Below are 18,068 nucleotides of genomic sequence, written 5' to 3' on the forward strand. Positions count from 1 at the left end.
ACCCAATATCTTATTTTACCTCAACCTACTGTAAAAAAATAGAATGAAACTTTGGGTAATCATTTCCAACCCCTAGTAAACCTGAGTTACCCTAGCTTTAGAAGCCGGCAAAAGTTTTACAAAAACGTACCTCTAGTATAGAAAAAGAAAGGCGGCTTCTCACGGCCGCTTGTGTTCAACATATCAGAAAGCAAATACCTTCATAGCAAAGCTTTCCGAAATGTCGGAAAAGCTACCGCTAAAAAAGGATTAACGACATCTTTGAATTGGCTTCGATTAGAAGCTTTTTATGCGTTCTTTTACGATTCTTTCTTCTTCGGAATTCGAATAGTAAATTGGTAGAATTCATCATGTTCTTCCTCGTCTGTCTCAACTGGAAGACCAGTTTGCTGAACCATTTGAATGGATTGTCGCACGGTATTAATCGCAATCCGTGAGTCTCGCGAGAAAGACTTCCATTTCGATTTCTTTTCCTTCTCCGCGGGCGGATTTTCTGCCGCTTCCAGCAATTGTTTGACCCGAGTTTCGGTTTGTTTTACATTCCAATCCCGTTCTAATAGCTCTTGCAATACCTTTAACTGCAAATCCCTATCCTTTAATGGAATCAATGCACGCGCGTGACGCTCGGTTATTTTTCGGGATAGAAGCTCATCTTGAATCTCTTGTGGTAAATGTAATAACCGTAGTTTGTTTGCGATCGTTGATTGACCTTTACCCATACGTTGGGCCAAACTCTCTTGGGTCAAATTATGTAATTCAATTAGTTTCTGATAAGCAATCGCTTCTTCAATTGAAGTAAGGCCTTCACGTTGCAGGTTCTCAATTAACGCGATAGAAGCCGTCTGCGAATCATTAAATTCTTTGATAATCGCAGGAATTCGTTCCAATCCAAGCTTTTTAGAAGCACGGAGTCTGCGTTCACCCGCAATTAATTCATACCGATCATCTCGAATCCGTACGACAATCGGTTGGATTAATCCATGGGTTCGAATGGTTTGGCATAATTCATCGATTTTTTCATCATCAAAAACCGTTCTCGGCTGATATGGATTGGGGACAATCTCATCCACTGGTATTTGACGAATCTCTTCATTTTCCGTCTTATCCGAGAACCCGAATAATCTTGAAAACTGATCTTTTACTGCCATTCCGATATCCCCCACTTCTAAACATTGCACCTCACATTGTATTCTGCATCAGTTCTGTAAAATCCTGCTGAAAAATTGGATTTCCTAAGGGAAGTTTTATATCAATTAGATGTTTCACGTGAAACAAGGCAATGCGTTAGTCATCATCCTGAACAGTCCCATTTTCAGGCTTAGTTCTCTCTTGTTCGCACAATTCGTCATCTACTCTGCCTTTAAACAAACGAGGAAAAATTCGATGAAAGTCGAGTGTCAAATAGGCAAAAAGCGCGGCAACAATTGCTGTTATATACATCCCTGCGCTAAACAATAAGCCGATTGCGGAAGCTACCCACATTCCTGCCGCGGTAGTCAATCCTTTAACTTCCCCATTGAATTTGAGTATTGCACCTGCTCCTAAGAAACCCATACCCGTTACAACCTGTGCCGCTACACGACCAGGATCATTATTTACACCATTTGAGCTGAAACCATATATCGATGCTAGTCCAAATAGACAGGAACCAAAGCAGACTAAACTATAAGTCCGAAACCCGGCAGCTTTCTGTCTATGGACATCCCGATAAAACCATTCCCGTTCCAATCCCATAACAGCGCCCGCTATAAAAGCAAGGGTAAGTCTTAACAAAATGATCGGTAATTCTGGAGGGAATATCGAGCCTATTAGTGAGGTGTGCATCTCTTTCAGTCAACTCCTCAATCACTTCTGCCGTTGTTAGTAGTGTATGCTTCAGCTTCAGCATTGTCTCAATTCATATTGCCCTATTATAACTTTATTTACCAGAATAATCGATGAGGTTCCTGTCCGCCGAAATCCAACATACATTTTAGCTGAAACAAAAACGCTTCCGTCGCTGAAAACGAACGGAAGCGTCTCTTTTTTCCTACGAGGAGGACATGTCTTAGATTAATGGTTTCTTGACAGGTGTTCCTGCTTTTCGAGGATACGCTTTGGGAGTTGAGTCGTGTTTTTCGATTATGATGATATTTCGTTCCCCCGCATCATCTGGTAAAGAGAAACTCTCCACTTTTTTGGTTTTACCCCCGAGCAATTTAATCCCCTTTTTCGCCTCATTCAGTTCCAAAGAGACATCAGAGCCTTTCATTGCTACAAAATGCCCTCCCACACGGGCAAGCGGCATACAAAACTCAGCAAGGATGTTAAGTCTCGCAACGGCCCGTGCCGTCACAACATCAAATGTCTCTCGATACTTAGGATTCTGTCCGGCGTCCTCTGCGCGACTATGAACAGGAGTGAGTCCATTCAGCTTCAACTCTTTTGAAACAAGATCAAGGAAGTTGATTCTCTTCGCCAGCGAATCAATAATCGTCATGTTCAAATGAGGAAAACAAATTTTGATTGGGACGCTGGGGAATCCCGCTCCTCCACCGATGTCCGCAATTGTTTTGATGCTGTCCATTGGAAAATAGAAAGCTGCCGAGATGGAATCGTAAAAGTGCTTCGTGTACACTTCATCTTCATCCGTAATGGCGGTTAAATTGATTTTTTCATTCCATTCAATCAGCAAACGGTAATAGTGATCAAATTGTGCAAGCTGTTCTTCTGTCAGATGAATACCTTTTTCAGCTAATCTAGCCGCAAACTGCGCTTTCCCCATCACTTGGCCTCTCCTTGTTCAGACGAACTGGCACCTACACGATAGTAGTGCTCTAGATATACCATTAACACCGAGATATCCGCTGGATTGACCCCAGAAATTCTGGATGCTTGCCCGATATTAAGTGGACGGATTTTACCCAGCTTCTGTCTGGATTCAATCGCCATCCCCTTGATCTGGGAGTAATCAATGTCTGCTGGTATTCGCTTCTCTTCAACTTTTTGCATTTTTTCTACTTGTTGAAGCGATTTGCGGATGTATCCGTCATATTTGATTTGAATTTCTACCTGTTCCGCTACATCAGGCGTAATCTCATCCGGTGAAGGAGAAATCTCGGAGATATCCTCGTAGTTCATCTCAGGACGACGCAACAACTGCGCCAGGTCAATGACTTCTGTTAATTCCGGTGAGTTAGCCGAACGAAGTCGTTCCTGAACAATTTCCTGATCAGGACGGACGCGAGTGTTCTCCAGGCGAGACTTTTCTTTTTCAATCAGCTCTCTCTTCGCTAGGAAACCTTGGTATCGTTCTTCACTAATTAAGCCAATTTCATAGCCGATATCCGTCAGACGCAAATCAGCATTATCGTTACGCAGCAAGAGGCGATATTCTGCACGTGAAGTCAATAAGCGATACGGCTCATTCGTACCTTTGGTCACCAGGTCATCGATCAACACGCCAATGTATGCCTGTTCCCGACCGAGAACCACTGGTGGTTTGTCCTGTACTTTGCGGGCTGCGTTAATACCCGCCATCAAACCTTGTCCAGCTGCTTCCTCGTATCCAGAAGTACCGTTGATTTGTCCAGCTGTAAATAAGCCCTCAATTAATTTGGTTTCCAAAGACGGCCAAAGCTGTGTAGGCACAATCGCGTCATACTCGATGGCATAGCCAGGACGCATCATTTTTACTTCTTCCAAGCCTGTAATGGAACGAAGCATTTCCAACTGTACATCTTCAGGCAAGCTTGTAGACAAGCCTTGTACGTACATCTCTTCCGTGTTGCGTCCCTCTGGCTCCAAGAAAATCTGATGTCGTGGCTTATCACTAAATCGTACAACCTTATCTTCAATAGACGGGCAATAGCGTGGCCCGGTTCCTTCAATTGCACCCGAATACATTGGAGCGCGATGCAGATTATTGTTGATAATCTCATGGGTTTCGGTTTGTGTATAGGTTAACCAGCAAGGAAGCTGATCCTCTTTAAATGTAGTTGTTTCATAAGAGAATGCGCGAGGTTCCTTATCCCCCGGTTGAATTTCCATACGGTCAAAATTGACACTGCTTTTGTGTACCCGTGGCGGTGTACCTGTTTTAAAACGTACCATTTCCAAGCCTAATTCCTTCAAATGCAACGCCAGCTGAACAGATGGGCGCATATTGTTTGGTCCGCTCTCGTATTGCAAGTCACCAATGATAATTTTGCCGCGCAGATAAGTTCCTGTTGTCAATACAACAGCCTTCGCTCTATGCGTGGCTCCTGTTTGGGTAATAACCCCTTCACACACCCCATTGTTTACGACTAATCGTTCTACCATTGCCTGACGCAAGATCAGATTCGGTGTGTTCTCAATGGTTTTTTTCATTTCAAACTGGTAGTCGATCTTGTCGGCTTGAGCGCGCAAAGCATGGACAGCAGGACCTTTACCAGTATTTAATAAACGCATTTGGATATAGGTTTTATCCGTGTTTTTCCCCATTTCGCCGCCAAGAGCGTCAATTTCCCGGACAACGTGTCCCTTGGCTGGTCCTCCAACAGAAGGATTACATGGCATATAAGCCAATGCATCCAAATTAATGGTTAACAACAGGGTTTTACAGCCCATACGCGCAGCTGCCAAAGCTGATTCACAGCCCGCGTGACCAGCCCCGATGACAATAACATCAAATTCTTCACCCTGATATGTCGTGGTGATCATAAACTCCTTCTCCCTCCCTATTTCCCAAGACAAAATTGAGAGAAAATCTGGTCAATTAAATCCTCGCCCACACTTTCACCAATTACCTCTCCAAGCAGCTCCCAGGATCGCTTAATATCGATTTGAACCATATCGATTGGCATCCGGTCTTCTATTCCACTAATAGCATCATCCATCGCGTGTTTGGCCTGACGCAACAAATCAATGTGTCTGGCGTTGCTCACATACGTAAGATCCTCTTGTTGGACTCGCCCGGTAAAGAACAGGTGGGAAATGGCCTCCTCCAGAAGCTCGATTCCCTTCTCCTCCTTCACGGATGTCAGGATAAACGGTTGTGAGGAAAAATGGCTTTTGACCTCGTTCAAGTCGATCTGTTGCGGCAAATCTGTCTTGTTGATGATGACAATGACATTCATGCCTTTTACCGATTCAAAAATGGCATGGTCCTCTGGCGTAATCTTCTCATTGTAGTTTAACACCAAAAGAATTAAATCAGCCTGCTGAAGAACCTGATGTGATCTTTCTACACCGATCTTCTCAACAATATCCTCTGTTTCACGGATCCCTGCCGTATCGATCAATCGCAAAGGAACTCCGCGAACATTCACATACTCCTCAATCACATCGCGTGTTGTTCCCGCCACATCTGTTACAATGGCCTTTTCCTCCTGCACCAAGCTGTTAAGCAAGGAAGATTTCCCTACATTCGGCCGGCCAACTATTGCAGTGGATAGTCCTTCCCGCAGGATTTTTCCTTGTTTCGCGGTCTGCAAGAGCCTCGCAATTTCCTTTTGAACCTCTTGGCACTTCACCATCAGCAGGTTTTGCGTGAAATCCTCTACATCATGCTCCGGATAATCCAACGTTACCTCTATATGAGCCATCGCTTCAATGAGATTTTGACGCAGGGCACGGATCAGCTTGGACAGCTTCCCTTCTACTTGAGAAAGCGCCACTTTCATGGCTCGATCTGTTTTGGCTCGAATCAAGTCAATAACTGCCTCCGCCTGGGACAAATCGATCCTTCCATTTAAAAATGCCCGCTTCGTAAATTCACCGGGTTCCGCAAGCCTTGCTCCATATTCCAAAACCAAATCCAATACCCGCTCCACTGACACGATTCCGCCGTGGCAATTGATCTCCACTACATCATCTCGCGTAAATGTACGCGGTGCGCGCATCACAGAAACCAGCACTTCCTCTACAAGGTCCCCTGTCTTGGGATCTCGCAGCGTTCCATAATGAATCGTATGGGAATCAACTGTTGATAACTTTTGTTTTCCTCGAAAAATTTTATCCACAATCTCAATTGCTTCTTTCCCACTTACCCGGATGATTGCGACTCCACCTTCTCCTAAAGCAGTGGCACAAGCAGCAATAGTGTCCATTTTCACAAGCCTTCACCTCTAAACTCCATGTATTGGAGCCATCTTTCTTGAAAACTCGGCGATCTCTTACTTTTAAAATCACTAAGCCTTATTCTCTACTAAACACTTAGGATACCATACAATATCCACAATTAACAGCGAACAGAAAAGCAACCTGCACTTTATCAGGTTGCTTTATCTTTTTATCCACAGTATAGTCTTTCTCTTACGAATCAAAACATCTCCCTAAGTTATCCACAGGTTGAACAAAGTACAAAAAAGAGGCTTACAAACGTGTAAGCCTCTTGTACGTATTATTTAAGCTTCCTTGGGTGCCACAATCAGATAGCGGTGAGGTTCTTCTCCTTCACTGAAGGTAACCACATCCGGTCTCTTCTGTAAAAAGGCGTGTATCACTTTACGCTCAGCAGCTGACATTGGCTCCAGTCGTACATTGCGATTCGATTGAACAGCCTTTTTCGCAATCCGATCGGCTAATTGCTCCAGGGTTTCTTTTCTACGCAAACGATAACTTTCAGCATCGAGAATAATGCGAACGTGCTTGTCAGCGTGACGATTCGCCACCACGTTAACAAGATACTGCAAAGCGTCCAAGGTTTGTCCTCGACGGCCGATGATCATACCGAGATTGCTGCCCAAAATATCAAACAAGATACCTTCTTCATGTTGTCGAGTCTCCATTCTGGCATCAACCTTCATGTTTGCCAAAACATCAGTCAGGAATTTCTTCCCCTCTTCAATTGGATCATAATGAAACTCTACTTCAACTTTGGCGTCGCGTGTTCCGATTAAACCGAATAACCCTTTGCTCGGTTCCTCAAGAATACGAACATTTACTCGTTCACGTGGTACTTGCAACTCTAGTATGGCTTTTTCAATCGCATCATCAATCGTTTTCGCCGTGGCCACCACCTTTTTCACTTGGCGGTTCCTCCCTTAGGACTTATCTTCGCGTCCTTATCTCGATATAAGAAATACGTTTGTACAATAGTAAACAAGTTACCATACACCCAGTACAGCGATAATGCGGATGGCAATGATATACCGATCGCAAAGATCATAATCGGCATCATATACAGCATCACTTGCATTTGTGGATTGCTTTGCATGGCACTGCCCATCATCTTCTGCTGTAGGAAAGTTGTAACGGCAGCTATAATTGGCAGAATATAGTATGGATCCGGATGTCCCAATTGCATCCAAAGGAATGAATTGGTTCGAATGATTTCCGTACGGCTGATTGCGTTATAGAACGCGATCAGAATCGGCATTTGGACAATCAACGGGAAACAGCCTGCAAGCGGATTGACGTTGTTCTTTTGGAACAACAGCATAGTTTCTTGCTGAGCTTTTTGCGGGTCATCCTTGTGTTTTTCACGAACTTTTTGGAGCTCTGGCTGCAACTCTTGCATCTTCTTGGAACTCTTAATCTGTTTCACCATCAATGGAAGAACAATTAAGCGGATGATAATCGTAGCTACAAGAATTCCCAAGCCATAGTTTCCACCCAGAATATGTGCAGCCTCTCGGATTAACCAAGAAAGTGGCCAGACAAAGTACTTGTCCCAAATCCCTGTAACGTTTTGCCAGTTGGGGTCGATTGGATGAATAGTTTGACTGCTCGTCCCGCATCCTGTGAGGAGAAGCATTACGAGTCCAAATAGGAGAACTGTAAGGATACGCTTACGCAAAGGAATATTCCTCCCTTTCATAAAATCATTGCTCTTTTTCTGGTACAGGGTCAACCCCCCCAGGATGAAAAGGATGACACTTCACTATCCGACAAATCGCTAACCATCCACCACGAACAGCACCGAAACGTTGAACGGCTTCGATAGCATAATGAGAACATGTGGGATAAAAACGACAAGTTGGCGGCTTTAATGGAGAAATAAACAATTGGTAACCCCGAAACAACCAAATCAGGATCCTCTTCATTTATCCTTCATCCTTGTAAAGCTTATGTATTTCTTTTGGTTTTAAGATAGAAGCTCGCTTCATAACATGTGCAAGAGAACTTTTATACATATCCAATGTCATCTCTATAGTAGCAGGTCTCGCAATGATTACAAAATCGATAGACTTCATAATCTGATCCTCTAGATCGGTCAATGCCTCTCGAATTAACCGCTTCACACGGTTTCTGGCAACAGCGTTTCCAATCTTTTTGCTAACGGAAATGCCTACACGAAACTTGTTTTGGTCTTTTTTGGGTAACACATAAACTACAAATTGTTTGTTGGCTGAAGACTTTCCTTGTTGAAACACAACCTGAAATTCCTCATTCTTTTTGAGGCGATGCGAGTGATGCAAGGCTTACAACCCCTAACATCAACATTATAGTAAAAAAAACAGAACCCATCCACTTAGTATACCCTGTATGTGGCCTTTTTTTTCTTTGAAATTTCGACAATATAATAGAAAAAAAAGGCCACTATATTTGGTGGCCTAAGCAGAAAGAACTTTTCTACCTTTTTGACGACGAGCTGCTAGCACTTTACGGCCATTTTTTGTGCTCATGCGCTTGCGGAACCCGTGATCTTTTTTACGCTTACGGTTATTTGGATTAAAAGAAGGTTTCATGTTGTATACACCTCCATCCCTTCAAAAGGCATTCCTTCGCATTATAAGTAGAGTTGCCAAAAAAGTCAAGGCAATAACCTTCCAATTGACTTTCCATTTTCATCTAAGAATTATCCCCACTTTTTTATTTCCCGAGCCTGTGGACAAAAAAATATCCACAATTTATTTATCTACAGAGCTGTCTAAAGCTTGTACACAAAATATAGATATGTGAATAGATTTAAGACACAACAAGTTGTGTTTGTGGATAACTCCTAAAAAACCATTGATATCACTCGTTTTATTTGATATCATGTTTTTGTTTTACATGGTGAATAAGTAAATTGACTATTTAGGTTTTCCACAGTGTGTGGATAAGGTTGTGGACAGTTTAATTCTCTTGTGCAAATTTTCATCCACAAGAGTTTGGATAACCGTCTGCTTTTTTTCGTCTGGCAATGGAAATGTTGATTTAACTAAATAGAAATATCCACAATTGTTTGTGATGAAAGGGGGGATTTTTGGTGGATGCTGCTATAAGTGAACTTTGGCGAAAAGTCCTCGCAAAAATAGAGAAAACACTTAGCAAACCAAGCTTTGATACCTGGCTGAAAGCTACCAAAGCAACCACATTAGAAGAAGACGCACTCATTGTTACCGCGCCTAATGAATTTGCCCGCGATTGGCTCGAAACTCGTTATTCACCTCTCATAACTGATACATTGTATGAAACAACCGGCATTAATATGAAAGTCAAATTCGTTGTTCCCCAAAATCCTGAATTACACCTGCAAGATGAATTTCCGGTAGCCCGGGTTAAAGAAACCGTTCAATCACCCGTGTCCGATGACCAACCGCCAAGTATATTAAATCCCAAATATACTTTCGATACGTTTGTTATTGGTTCAGGCAATCGTTTTGCTCACGCTGCTTCTCTTGCAGTTGCTGAGGCTCCGGCAAAAGCGTACAACCCGCTATTCATCTACGGGGGCGTAGGATTGGGCAAAACGCACTTAATGCATGGGATTGGTCATTATGTCATTCAACATAATCCTTCCGCTAAAGTGGTATACCTCTCGTCCGAAAAATTCACGAATGAGTTCATCAACTCCATTCGGGACAACAAAACCGTTGAATTCCGGAACAAATATCGAAGTGTAGACGTTCTTCTGATTGACGACATTCAATTTTTGGCTGGAAAAGAGCAAACCCAAGAGGAATTTTTCCATACATTTAATGCGTTGCATGAAGAAAGCAAACAAATTATTATCTCATCTGATCGTCCGCCAAAGGAGATTCCTACCCTCGAGGATCGTCTTCGCTCCCGCTTCGAATGGGGCTTGATTACCGATATTCAGCCACCAGATCTGGAAACCCGGATCGCCATCTTAAGAAAGAAGGCAAAAGCGGAGAATTTGGACATCCCGAATGAGGTCATGGTGTATATCGCCAACCAAATTGATAGCAATATTCGTGAGTTAGAAGGTGCACTTATCCGAGTTGTTGCTTTTTCATCCCTGATTAATCGCGATATTGATACAAGTTTGGCTGCCGAGGCACTTAAGGATATCATTCCGTCTTCTAAACCTCGCGTGATAACGATTATTGATATACAACGAGCTGTTGGAGAACTGTTTACTTTGAAGCTGGAAGATTTCAAAGCGAAAAAACGGACCAAATCCGTTGCCTTCCCTCGTCAAATTGCGATGTACTTGTCTCGTGAGTTAACCGACTCCTCCCTCCCTAAAATTGGAGATGAATTCGGTGGCCGAGACCATACAACTGTCATTCACGCTCATGAAAAAATCTCGACCTCTTTACTGACAGATACTCAATTGCAGCAGACCATTCAGACCTTGATTGAGAAATTAAAGAATGGCAGCTAGATGTGAATAAGTGAGCTTAGCCTATACACAACTTACCCACACGTGTATAGGCTCTCTTCGTTCTGTTGGAGTAGGTTATCCACAAATCCACAGCGCCTATTACTATTACTGTTTTAAAAATATATCCTTAAATAATTACTTATGAATAAAAATACCCTGTTATTTCACCCCATGCATGGAGGTACATGATTATGCAAATTACCGTTCAACGCGAAAAATTAGCGACTGCTGTTTCTCATGTAATGAAGGCGGTATCTACAAGAACTACGATTCCAATCCTAACCGGTATTAAATTAAAAGCGGATGAAGAAGGACTTACCTTAACAGCAAGTGATTCCGATATCTCCATCGAAGTGCACATTCCTTTGGAAGAATCTGACCAATGGGGAGTAACTGTTCATATTCCTGGAAGCATCGTCCTCCCTGCTCGTATTTTTAGCGAGATTGTTCGTAAATTACCGGGAAGCGAAGTTCATATGCTGGTTGATGAGCGACTCGTGACGCTCATTCAATCCGGGCATGCGGAATTCACCATTAACGGAATGAATGCAAGCGATTTTCCTCAGCTTCTCCAGATTGAGGAGGATAAAATTTTCAGCATTCCAAGTGATTTAATCAAAACAATGGTTCGCCAAACGGTGTTTGCGGTGTCTTCCTCAGAGATGCGTCCCATTCTTACCGGAATCATGTGGTCTCTGGAAAACGGCCAATTGAAATTTGTTTCCACGGATAGCCATCGTTTGGCAAGTCGAGAAGCTGTGGTAGAATGTTCCCATGATCTTCGCTTTAACAACATTGTTGTTCCAGGGAAAAGCTGCAATGAGTTGGTCAAAATCCTGGATGACGACCAAACGCCAATCGACATCATTGTAGGCGAAAACCAAATTCTCGTTCGTTCTAAAAACATCTTGTTCTACTCCCGTCTTCTCGAAGGTACTTACCCAGACACATCGAGAATCATTCCACAGGGCAGTAAAACCGAAATGACGCTAAACACCAAGGAATTCCTGCAATCCATTGAGCGCGCATCCCTCTTAAGCCGCGAAGGAAAATCCAACGTCGTCAAATTGGCTACGTTAGCGGATGGAAATGTGGAAATTTCCTCTAATGCCCCTGAAATTGGAAAAGTAATGGAAGTCGTTTACCCAGTAGTCCTTAACGGGGAAGAATTAAAAATTTCTTTTAACGCAAAATATATGATTGATGCACTTCGTTCCATTGACAGCAGTGAGATTCGAGCCAGTTTCACTGGAGCGATGAGTCCGTTTATTATTCGCCCAACGGATAATGACTGGATTCTCCATCTGATTCTCCCTGTGCGTACCTACTAGATTGAGAAAGGGGCAAATTCCCTATGAGCCAACAGGTATCGATTCATACCGAATATATACCCCTTGGTCAGTTCCTGAAGTTAGCTGGGATTATTCAGACAGGCGGTATGGCCAAGCCTTTTTTAGCTGAAGTCCCGATCAGAGTGAATGGCGAGGAAGACAACCGACGTGGCCGTAAGCTGTACCCAGGTGATAAAATAGAAGTTGAAGGCTATGGGATATACGTAGTGACTGGTCAGTGAGAGGGGATTGTTGTCTTGCTTTTACGTAACCTACAAGTCATGAACTACCGTAATTACTCTTCTCTGTCCCTCTCTTTTGATAAAAGAATTAACTTATTTATTGGCAATAACGCCCAAGGAAAAACGAATTTGCTTGAATCCATATATGTTTTAGCTCTAGCCAAATCGCATCGTACGACACGCGATAAGGAATTGATTGGTTGGAATGCTGATTATGCGACAATCCGTAGCGAGATCGAGCGGCGCTACGGATCTGTTCGTTTGGAGATCCAATTGACCAACAAGGGGAAAAAGGCTAAAGTTAATGGGTTAGAGCAAAGAAAACTGAGCGAATATATCGGGGCACTGAATGTTGTCATGTTCGCACCTGAGGATTTGGCGATCGTGAAGGGAGCTCCGGCCCAGAGGCGACGTTTTCTTGATATGGAGATTGGGCAGGTTTCCCCGATGTATTTGTATTATTTGAGCAACTACAACAAGGTTTTGCAGCAGCGAAATCAGTTGCTTAAAGATATCTCCATGAAAAAAGAACATTCCGCGGAAATGATGCCAATCTTTAATATCCAACTAGCGGATTTATCGGTGAAATTATTAAAAAAGCGCTTTGAGTTTTTACGGAAGTTAGAAGTGTGGGCACAGTCTATCCACGCTGGAATAACGAACGGTAATGAGACTCTGACCATCCATTATGAGAATACTTCTCCTGTTCGAGAAGAAATGGATGGTTCTTTTGCGAACCAGATCATGGTAGAATCATTAGATAAGCTTTTTGAGAAAGAGAAGTTGAGAGGAAGTACGTTGATTGGACCTCATCGTGATGATTTTTCACTAAAAGTGAACGGTATGGATGTTCAAACATATGGTTCACAAGGACAACAGCGCACGACGGCTCTTTCTTTGAAGTTGGCTGAAATTGAACTCATCAAAGAAGAAATTGGGGAATACCCTATCCTTCTTTTGGATGATGTCTTATCTGAGTTAGATGAACATAGGCAAACCTTATTGTTAGAAACGATACAAGAAAAAGTACAGACGTTTGTAAGTACGACTGGTGTGGAAGGATTAAAGCATCAGGTCTTACAGCAAGCAGCTCGTTTTTATGTACGTGAAGGCCAAATTTTGGCGGAAAGCTAAGGTGGGATGGCATGTTTATCCATATAGGTGGAGATACTGTTGTGAGCACCAAGGAAGTCATTACCATCATTGATCATCAATCAGTCAAAGCATCCAAGATTACAAGGAAATTCATACAGGATGAGCTGAAAAATAAGATTTTGGTAGAAGATGATATGGAAGAAACCAAATCCTATGTCATTACCAAAGATGCCATCTACTGTTCGCCAATTTCTTCGCTGACTCTTAAGCGGCGTGCGCAGTTTATGAACAGCTTGGACCAATTTCCTTCTGTACAAACTGATATAGAGGAGTTGACAGAGTAGTGGAACAAGTGACAACGAATGAAACTAACTATGATGCCAGTCAGATACAAGTTTTAGAGGGCTTGGAAGCAGTACGTAAGCGTCCGGGGATGTACATCGGTTCTACAAGCAGCCGCGGATTGCACCATCTCGTATGGGAAATTGTTGACAATGCCATTGACGAAGCTTTGGCTGGATACTGTGATGATATTCATGTCTATATTCGCCCGGATAACTCCATTCGCGTCGTCGATAATGGACGTGGGATTCCTACAGGTGTGCACGAAAAAACCGGGAAATCTACAGTTGAAACTGTACTGACCGTTCTACATGCCGGCGGTAAGTTTGGCGGTGGAGGATACAAGGTTTCTGGTGGTCTGCACGGGGTAGGTAGCTCTGTTGTTAACGCGTTGTCCGAGTGGATGGAAGTTGAGGTTCGCCAAAACGGACATGTCTTTTACATGAAGTTTAATGTAGGGGCTCCAGAAGCGGATCTGGATATTGTTGGAGATTCGGATATTACTGGTACCACGGTTACCTTTAAACCGGACCCTACGATTTTTACAGAAACGACCGTTTTCGAATACGAAATTCTGCAGAAGCGTATTCGCGAGCTTGCCTTCTTGAACAAGGGCCTGAGAATCACGCTGCATGATGAACGAGAAGGTCAAGAGAAAACCGAAGAATTCCACTATGAGGGCGGGATTATCTCCTTCGTAGAATACCTCAACAAGAACCGAGTGAAACTTCACGATGAGCCGATTTATTGCGAAGGGGAAAAGGATGGTCTTCTTGTAGAGGTGGCTCTTCAGTACAACGATAGCTATGTAAGTAATATTTACTCTTTCGCCAATAATATTAATACGCATGAGGGCGGTACTCACGAATCAGGCTTTAAAGCCGCGCTTACCCGCGTTATTAATGACTATAGCCGTAAGTTTAACTTCTTGAAGGAAAAGGACCAGAACCTTTCTGGAGATGATGTACGCGAAGGGATCACAGCGATCATCTCCGTTAAGATTCCAGAACCGCAATTTGAGGGACAGACCAAAACCAAGTTAGGAAACTCCGAAGCCCGAAGCATTACAGAGAATGTCTTCGGCGAGAAATTCCAACACTTCATGGAAGAGAACCCTGCTGTTGCCAAGAAGGTCGTCGAAAAAGCGTTAATGGCTGCAAGAGCAAGAGAAGCGGCACGTAAAGCGCGGGAATTAACGCGTCGTAAAAGCGCTCTTGAGGTAAGTGCCTTGCCGGGTAAACTGGCGGACTGTTCTTCCAAGGATGCTGCCGAGAGCGAACTCTTCATCGTTGAGGGTGACTCTGCGGGAGGTTCCGCAAAAATGGGTCGTGATCGTCACTTTCAAGCAATCCTGCCTCTGCGTGGGAAAGTGTTAAACGTAGAAAAATCTCGTTTAGATAAAATATTGGCCAATAACGAAATTCGTGCCATTATTACTGCATTGGGAACAGGAATTGGAGAAGACTTCGACATCGCCAAGGCCCGTTATCATAAAGTCGTCATCATGACCGATGCCGACGTCGACGGATCCCATATTCGTACGCTTCTTCTGACGTTCCTGTATCGCTACATGAGACCAATGATTGAAGCTGGTTACGTCTATATTGCGCAACCACCTTTGTTCAGTATCAAACAAAGCAAGCAGATCTATTACGCTTATAATGATCGTCAAAGAGACGAGATCCTTGCTGGTCTCAAGCCGGTACCAAAACCAGCGATTCAACGCTATAAAGGTTTGGGTGAGATGAACGCGGAGCAATTATGGGAAACCACGATGGATCCGGAAGTTCGTACTCTCCTGCAAGTTAGCTTAGAGGATGCAATGGATGCGGATATGGTATTCGAGACCTTGATGGGGGATGAAGTTGAACCTCGTCGAGAATTTATTGAAGAATATGCTCGAAATGTACGAAATCTGGACATTTAATGTGATTTTTCATATTGAATCGGATAAACTCAACCCTTCTTCTTATGCAGGGTTGAGTTTTTTTACATTTTTTCTACAAAATTAAGATTTGGCATATGGAGAAACACCTTGTATAATTGGTGGCATTTGGTAGATATTAAAATTATTTTTTGTGATGGACCGTGTTTATATATAGCTAAATAAAATAACAAGAAGGCGATATTTTGAAGAAACTATTTTCTTTTATTCGTGAGAACGAGCCGACAACGAAATTTCAAGATTCTATTGAATTGATTTGCCAAATTATTGCTCAAGCTGCTGAAGGAGATTTAAGAGTCCGTGTGAATCTGCCGGAAACAGATTCTTGCCATAAAGTTGGGGTTGCGGTAAATAGTCTGTTGGAATTGTTCGAGAAGACAATTATCGAATTTGCGCTTGCCCAAACAAATACGGTTTCAAGAGGCATTCATGAAAACGTATTCATTAACAGGATTGAACAAGACACAGGGGAGTTACACAAAAATAGCATGACCGTAGTTGATATTGCCGAGCAGGTGTCGAATGCGATTCTTCATGTAGCGGATCAATCAACAGAGGTTTCTTTTCACCTGGATAACGTGAGGAAAGAAGGGGAAGCAAGTAAGCATAATATGGCCGCTTCATCCAACCAGATGCGCAACGTCAGTAACGATATGGAGCATGTATTGTCTCAGGTTAATGAATTAAATGGACAGGCAAAATCCATTAATGACTTGGTTACCTTTATTCGGGAGATCGCTGATCAAACCAATCTTCTGGCGTTGAATGCGGCGATTGAGGCTGCGCGTGCGGGGGAAAACGGAAAAGGTTTTGGAGTGGTCGCGGGCGAGGTAAGAAATCTGGCGGAACGGACAAAGGAATCAGTCCAACAAATAACCAAACAAGTCAATAACGTGCAACACGGAATTATACATGTTTCAGAAAAAATTGATTCTTTAGCTAAACAAATTCAAGATGGGACTCGTCACTCCGATCACGCCTATCAAACGATCGATCAGATTATCAATTCCTTGCATGATACCATAGGAAATGTAATGGAGATTGTTCCCGTTTTACAGCAACAATCAGCTTCATTTCAACAAGTCTCCGGGACAATGAAGGAGATGAGCCTTCATACGGAAAGAACCGCAATCGATGTACGAGATAGCGCGAGCAATATGTTTGAATTGGGTTCCATTATGGAAAAAATGCGACAAAAATCATCTGTTTTTCAAGCGAACTTCAAGCCCGAAGAAATAATAGAATTGGCTAAAACCGATCATTTGTTATGGAAATGGCGCTTAGAGAATATGTTACTTGGGAGAATCACTTTACAAAGCGATACGGTTAAAGACCATACCATTTGTCGTTTAGGTAAATGGTATTATGGAAAAGGCAGCGAACGATTAGGGCAAAACAGTATCTTTCAATCGGTTGAGGAACCTCACAGGCTATTTCATGAAACTTGCGCTAAAGCAATAGTGGCATTTAATAAACAGGATGAAGAGGAAGCGCGTCGTCTATACCAAGATATACAACTCTTATCATCTGAGATTGTCACTCGCTTGGATCAATTAAGTGAACAGGTTACGCCAAAATAGAAATAAAACAGATCGATATTTCTTAACATGAAATTGATGATTTAATTGAATCTACCAACTATAATATTGGACGTATAGTGTCCTTATAAGATTTAACGTAGGTTGAAAGGGAGAGATATGTCGGATGCATGATTATTGGATTGCTGTAGTTCAAGGAATTGTCGAGGGACTTACAGAGTTTTTACCAGTATCCTCAACGGGTCACTTGATACTTGCCGGTGAATTGATGAAATTCGAGGGGCCAAAAGCTGAAACATTTGAAATCATCATCCAATTAGGAGCAATACTGGCAGTTGTCATTCTTTATTGGAACCGAATCATGAGTCTTCTCAGTTTTAAAAAGTCATCAAGTTCAAACCTGAACCTGAAGCATATTATCGTTGCTATTCTTCCGGCGATGATTTTGGGATTGTTACTTCATAAGGTGATTAAAAACTATCTTTTCTCCCCTTACACTGTCCTAATCGGTTTGGTGGTCGGTGGCTTGTTTATGATTTATGCGGAAAAACGCCATGTGCCGGTGCAAACAGACACCATTGATGATTTGAGCTACAAACAAGCATTTTCGATTGGGTTATTTCAGTGCTTAGCCCTTTGGCCAGGCTTCTCTCGTTCTGGCGCGACGATCGCGGGTGGCTTGTTAGTTGGAACCAATCATAAGACGGCAGCAAACTTTTCTTTTCTGATCGCTATACCTATGATGATTGCAGCGAGCGGCTATGATCTTCTCAAGTCTTACAAACTACTTTCGATGGATGACCTTGTTTTCTTCTTGATAGGTTTCTTTGTGTCCTTTATCGTTGCCTTGCTAGCAGTTGTCACTTTCCTTAAGTTACTGGAGAAATTAAAACTGAGCGCTTTTGCCTACTATCGGTTCATTGTCGCCATTCTCTTCTGGTTGTTCATCCTGAAGTAAAACCATAGGACCCAATCATCTGTACAGGATGATTGGGTCCTATCCTTTTGTAAATCAAGACAACCGGATCGAAGTAATGGCATGAAAGCAGGGCAATG

The 18,068-nt window shown here is 42.8% G+C and carries 18 protein-coding genes; 8 read left to right on the plus strand and 10 right to left on the minus strand.

All coding sequences use genetic code 11. The annotated features are described in order from the left end of the window. Nucleotides 1-299 precede the first annotated feature (299 nt). The 10 genes from noc to rpmH form a co-directional block, all read right to left on the minus strand. Nucleotides 300-1,148 (minus strand): nucleoid occlusion protein, encoded by an 849-nt coding sequence (noc, locus tag ACQCN2_RS11290; protein ID WP_426929009.1) that lies wholly within the window; start codon nucleotides 1,146-1,148, stop codon nucleotides 300-302. A 136-nt stretch (nucleotides 1,149-1,284) separates the two neighbouring features. Then, entirely contained in the window at nucleotides 1,285-1,824 is a 540-nt protein-coding gene (locus ACQCN2_RS11295) for an MgtC/SapB family protein (RefSeq protein WP_426929010.1), read from the minus strand. A gap of 223 nt (nucleotides 1,825-2,047) precedes the next feature. Then, nucleotides 2,048-2,764 (minus strand): 16S rRNA (guanine(527)-N(7))-methyltransferase RsmG, encoded by a 717-nt coding sequence (gene rsmG, locus ACQCN2_RS11300; protein WP_426929011.1) that lies wholly within the window; start codon nucleotides 2,762-2,764, stop codon nucleotides 2,048-2,050. After that, nucleotides 2,764-4,683: a tRNA uridine-5-carboxymethylaminomethyl(34) synthesis enzyme MnmG gene (gene mnmG, locus ACQCN2_RS11305; RefSeq protein ID WP_426929012.1), complete on the minus strand. Its 1,920-nt coding sequence runs from the start codon at nucleotides 4,681-4,683 to the stop codon at nucleotides 2,764-2,766. The genes rsmG and mnmG overlap by 1 nt, the downstream gene beginning before the upstream one ends. Before the next feature lie 17 nt (nucleotides 4,684-4,700). Then, nucleotides 4,701-6,077, minus strand: a complete 1,377-nt coding sequence (gene mnmE / locus ACQCN2_RS11310; protein ID WP_426929013.1) for a tRNA uridine-5-carboxymethylaminomethyl(34) synthesis GTPase MnmE — start codon at nucleotides 6,075-6,077, stop codon at nucleotides 4,701-4,703. Between the two features lie 291 nt (nucleotides 6,078-6,368). After that, the gene (jag, locus tag ACQCN2_RS11315; protein ID WP_426929014.1) at nucleotides 6,369-6,992 is read right to left on the minus strand and encodes an RNA-binding cell elongation regulator Jag/EloR; all 624 of its coding nucleotides are present in this window, start codon (nucleotides 6,990-6,992) and stop codon (nucleotides 6,369-6,371) included. After that, nucleotides 6,989-7,762 carry a membrane protein insertase YidC gene (gene yidC / locus ACQCN2_RS11320; protein WP_426929015.1) on the minus strand — a complete coding sequence of 258 codons (774 nt, stop codon included), beginning with the start codon at nucleotides 7,760-7,762 and terminating at the stop codon, nucleotides 6,989-6,991. Before yidC ends, jag begins: the two co-directional genes overlap by 4 nt. Nucleotides 7,763-7,787: 25 nt before the next feature. Next, nucleotides 7,788-8,009 (minus strand): membrane protein insertion efficiency factor YidD, encoded by a 222-nt coding sequence (yidD, locus tag ACQCN2_RS11325; protein ID WP_426929016.1) that lies wholly within the window; start codon nucleotides 8,007-8,009, stop codon nucleotides 7,788-7,790. Further along, complete coding sequence (gene rnpA, locus ACQCN2_RS11330) at nucleotides 8,010-8,384, minus strand: ribonuclease P protein component (protein WP_426929017.1); 375 nt, start codon at nucleotides 8,382-8,384, stop codon at nucleotides 8,010-8,012. A gap of 135 nt (nucleotides 8,385-8,519) precedes the next feature. Continuing rightward, nucleotides 8,520-8,654: a 50S ribosomal protein L34 gene (gene rpmH / locus ACQCN2_RS11335; protein ID WP_426929018.1), complete on the minus strand. Its 135-nt coding sequence runs from the start codon at nucleotides 8,652-8,654 to the stop codon at nucleotides 8,520-8,522. A gap of 503 nt (nucleotides 8,655-9,157) precedes the next feature. Here rpmH and dnaA point away from each other — a divergent pair. The 8 genes from dnaA (at nucleotide 9,158) to bacA (ending at nucleotide 17,970) form a co-directional block, all read left to right on the plus strand. Further along, the gene (gene dnaA, locus ACQCN2_RS11340; protein WP_426929019.1) at nucleotides 9,158-10,519 is read left to right on the plus strand and encodes a chromosomal replication initiator protein DnaA; all 1,362 of its coding nucleotides are present in this window, start codon (nucleotides 9,158-9,160) and stop codon (nucleotides 10,517-10,519) included. Between the two features lie 191 nt (nucleotides 10,520-10,710). After that, on the plus strand, nucleotides 10,711-11,850 hold the full coding sequence (gene dnaN / locus ACQCN2_RS11345; protein ID WP_426929020.1) for a DNA polymerase III subunit beta: 1,140 nt from the start codon (nucleotides 10,711-10,713) through the stop codon (nucleotides 11,848-11,850). A gap of 23 nt (nucleotides 11,851-11,873) precedes the next feature. Beyond that, nucleotides 11,874-12,092: a S4 domain-containing protein YaaA gene (yaaA, locus tag ACQCN2_RS11350; RefSeq protein WP_426929021.1), complete on the plus strand. Its 219-nt coding sequence runs from the start codon at nucleotides 11,874-11,876 to the stop codon at nucleotides 12,090-12,092. Nucleotides 12,093-12,107: 15 nt separating this feature from the next. Beyond that, nucleotides 12,108-13,226, plus strand: a complete 1,119-nt coding sequence (gene recF, locus ACQCN2_RS11355) for a DNA replication/repair protein RecF (protein WP_426929022.1) — start codon at nucleotides 12,108-12,110, stop codon at nucleotides 13,224-13,226. Between the two features lie 11 nt (nucleotides 13,227-13,237). Next, on the plus strand, nucleotides 13,238-13,531 hold the full coding sequence (gene remB / locus ACQCN2_RS11360; protein ID WP_426929023.1) for an extracellular matrix regulator RemB: 294 nt from the start codon (nucleotides 13,238-13,240) through the stop codon (nucleotides 13,529-13,531). After that, nucleotides 13,531-15,456, plus strand: a complete 1,926-nt coding sequence (gene gyrB, locus ACQCN2_RS11365; RefSeq protein ID WP_426929024.1) for a DNA topoisomerase (ATP-hydrolyzing) subunit B — start codon at nucleotides 13,531-13,533, stop codon at nucleotides 15,454-15,456. The genes remB and gyrB overlap by 1 nt, the downstream gene beginning before the upstream one ends. A gap of 203 nt (nucleotides 15,457-15,659) precedes the next feature. Further along, a complete protein-coding gene (locus ACQCN2_RS11370; protein WP_426929025.1) occupies nucleotides 15,660-17,054 on the plus strand; it encodes a methyl-accepting chemotaxis protein in 1,395 nt (464 codons plus the stop codon). A gap of 124 nt (nucleotides 17,055-17,178) precedes the next feature. Then, the gene (bacA, locus tag ACQCN2_RS11375) at nucleotides 17,179-17,970 is read left to right on the plus strand and encodes an undecaprenyl-diphosphate phosphatase (RefSeq protein ID WP_426929026.1); all 792 of its coding nucleotides are present in this window, start codon (nucleotides 17,179-17,181) and stop codon (nucleotides 17,968-17,970) included. The last annotated feature ends 98 nt before the right edge of the window (nucleotides 17,971-18,068 follow it).

The sequence above is a fragment of the Brevibacillus ginsengisoli genome (assembly GCF_050113715.1).
Lineage (GTDB): Bacteria > Bacillota > Bacilli > Brevibacillales > Brevibacillaceae > Brevibacillus_H > Brevibacillus_H ginsengisoli.

Bases quoted from the DNA above. Each gene is read 5' to 3' on its own strand.
- yaaA (WP_426929021.1), top strand. From the start codon at position 11,874: ATGAGCCAACAGGTATCGATTCATACCGAATATATACCCCTTGGTCAG.
- rpmH (WP_426929018.1), bottom strand. From the start codon at position 8,654: ATGAAACCTTCTTTTAATCCAAATAACCGTAAGCGTAAAAAAGATCAC.
- dnaN (WP_426929020.1), top strand. From the start codon at position 10,711: ATGCAAATTACCGTTCAACGCGAAAAATTAGCGACTGCTGTTTCTCAT.
- yidD (WP_426929016.1), bottom strand. From the start codon at position 8,009: ATGAAGAGGATCCTGATTTGGTTGTTTCGGGGTTACCAATTGTTTATT.
- remB (WP_426929023.1), top strand. From the start codon at position 13,238: ATGTTTATCCATATAGGTGGAGATACTGTTGTGAGCACCAAGGAAGTC.
- rsmG (WP_426929011.1), bottom strand. From the start codon at position 2,764: ATGGGGAAAGCGCAGTTTGCGGCTAGATTAGCTGAAAAAGGTATTCAT.
- bacA (WP_426929026.1), top strand. From the start codon at position 17,179: ATGCATGATTATTGGATTGCTGTAGTTCAAGGAATTGTCGAGGGACTT.
- mnmG (WP_426929012.1), bottom strand. From the start codon at position 4,683: ATGATCACCACGACATATCAGGGTGAAGAATTTGATGTTATTGTCATC.
- noc (WP_426929009.1), bottom strand. From the start codon at position 1,148: ATGGCAGTAAAAGATCAGTTTTCAAGATTATTCGGGTTCTCGGATAAG.
- ACQCN2_RS11295 (WP_426929010.1), bottom strand. From the start codon at position 1,824: ATGCACACCTCACTAATAGGCTCGATATTCCCTCCAGAATTACCGATC.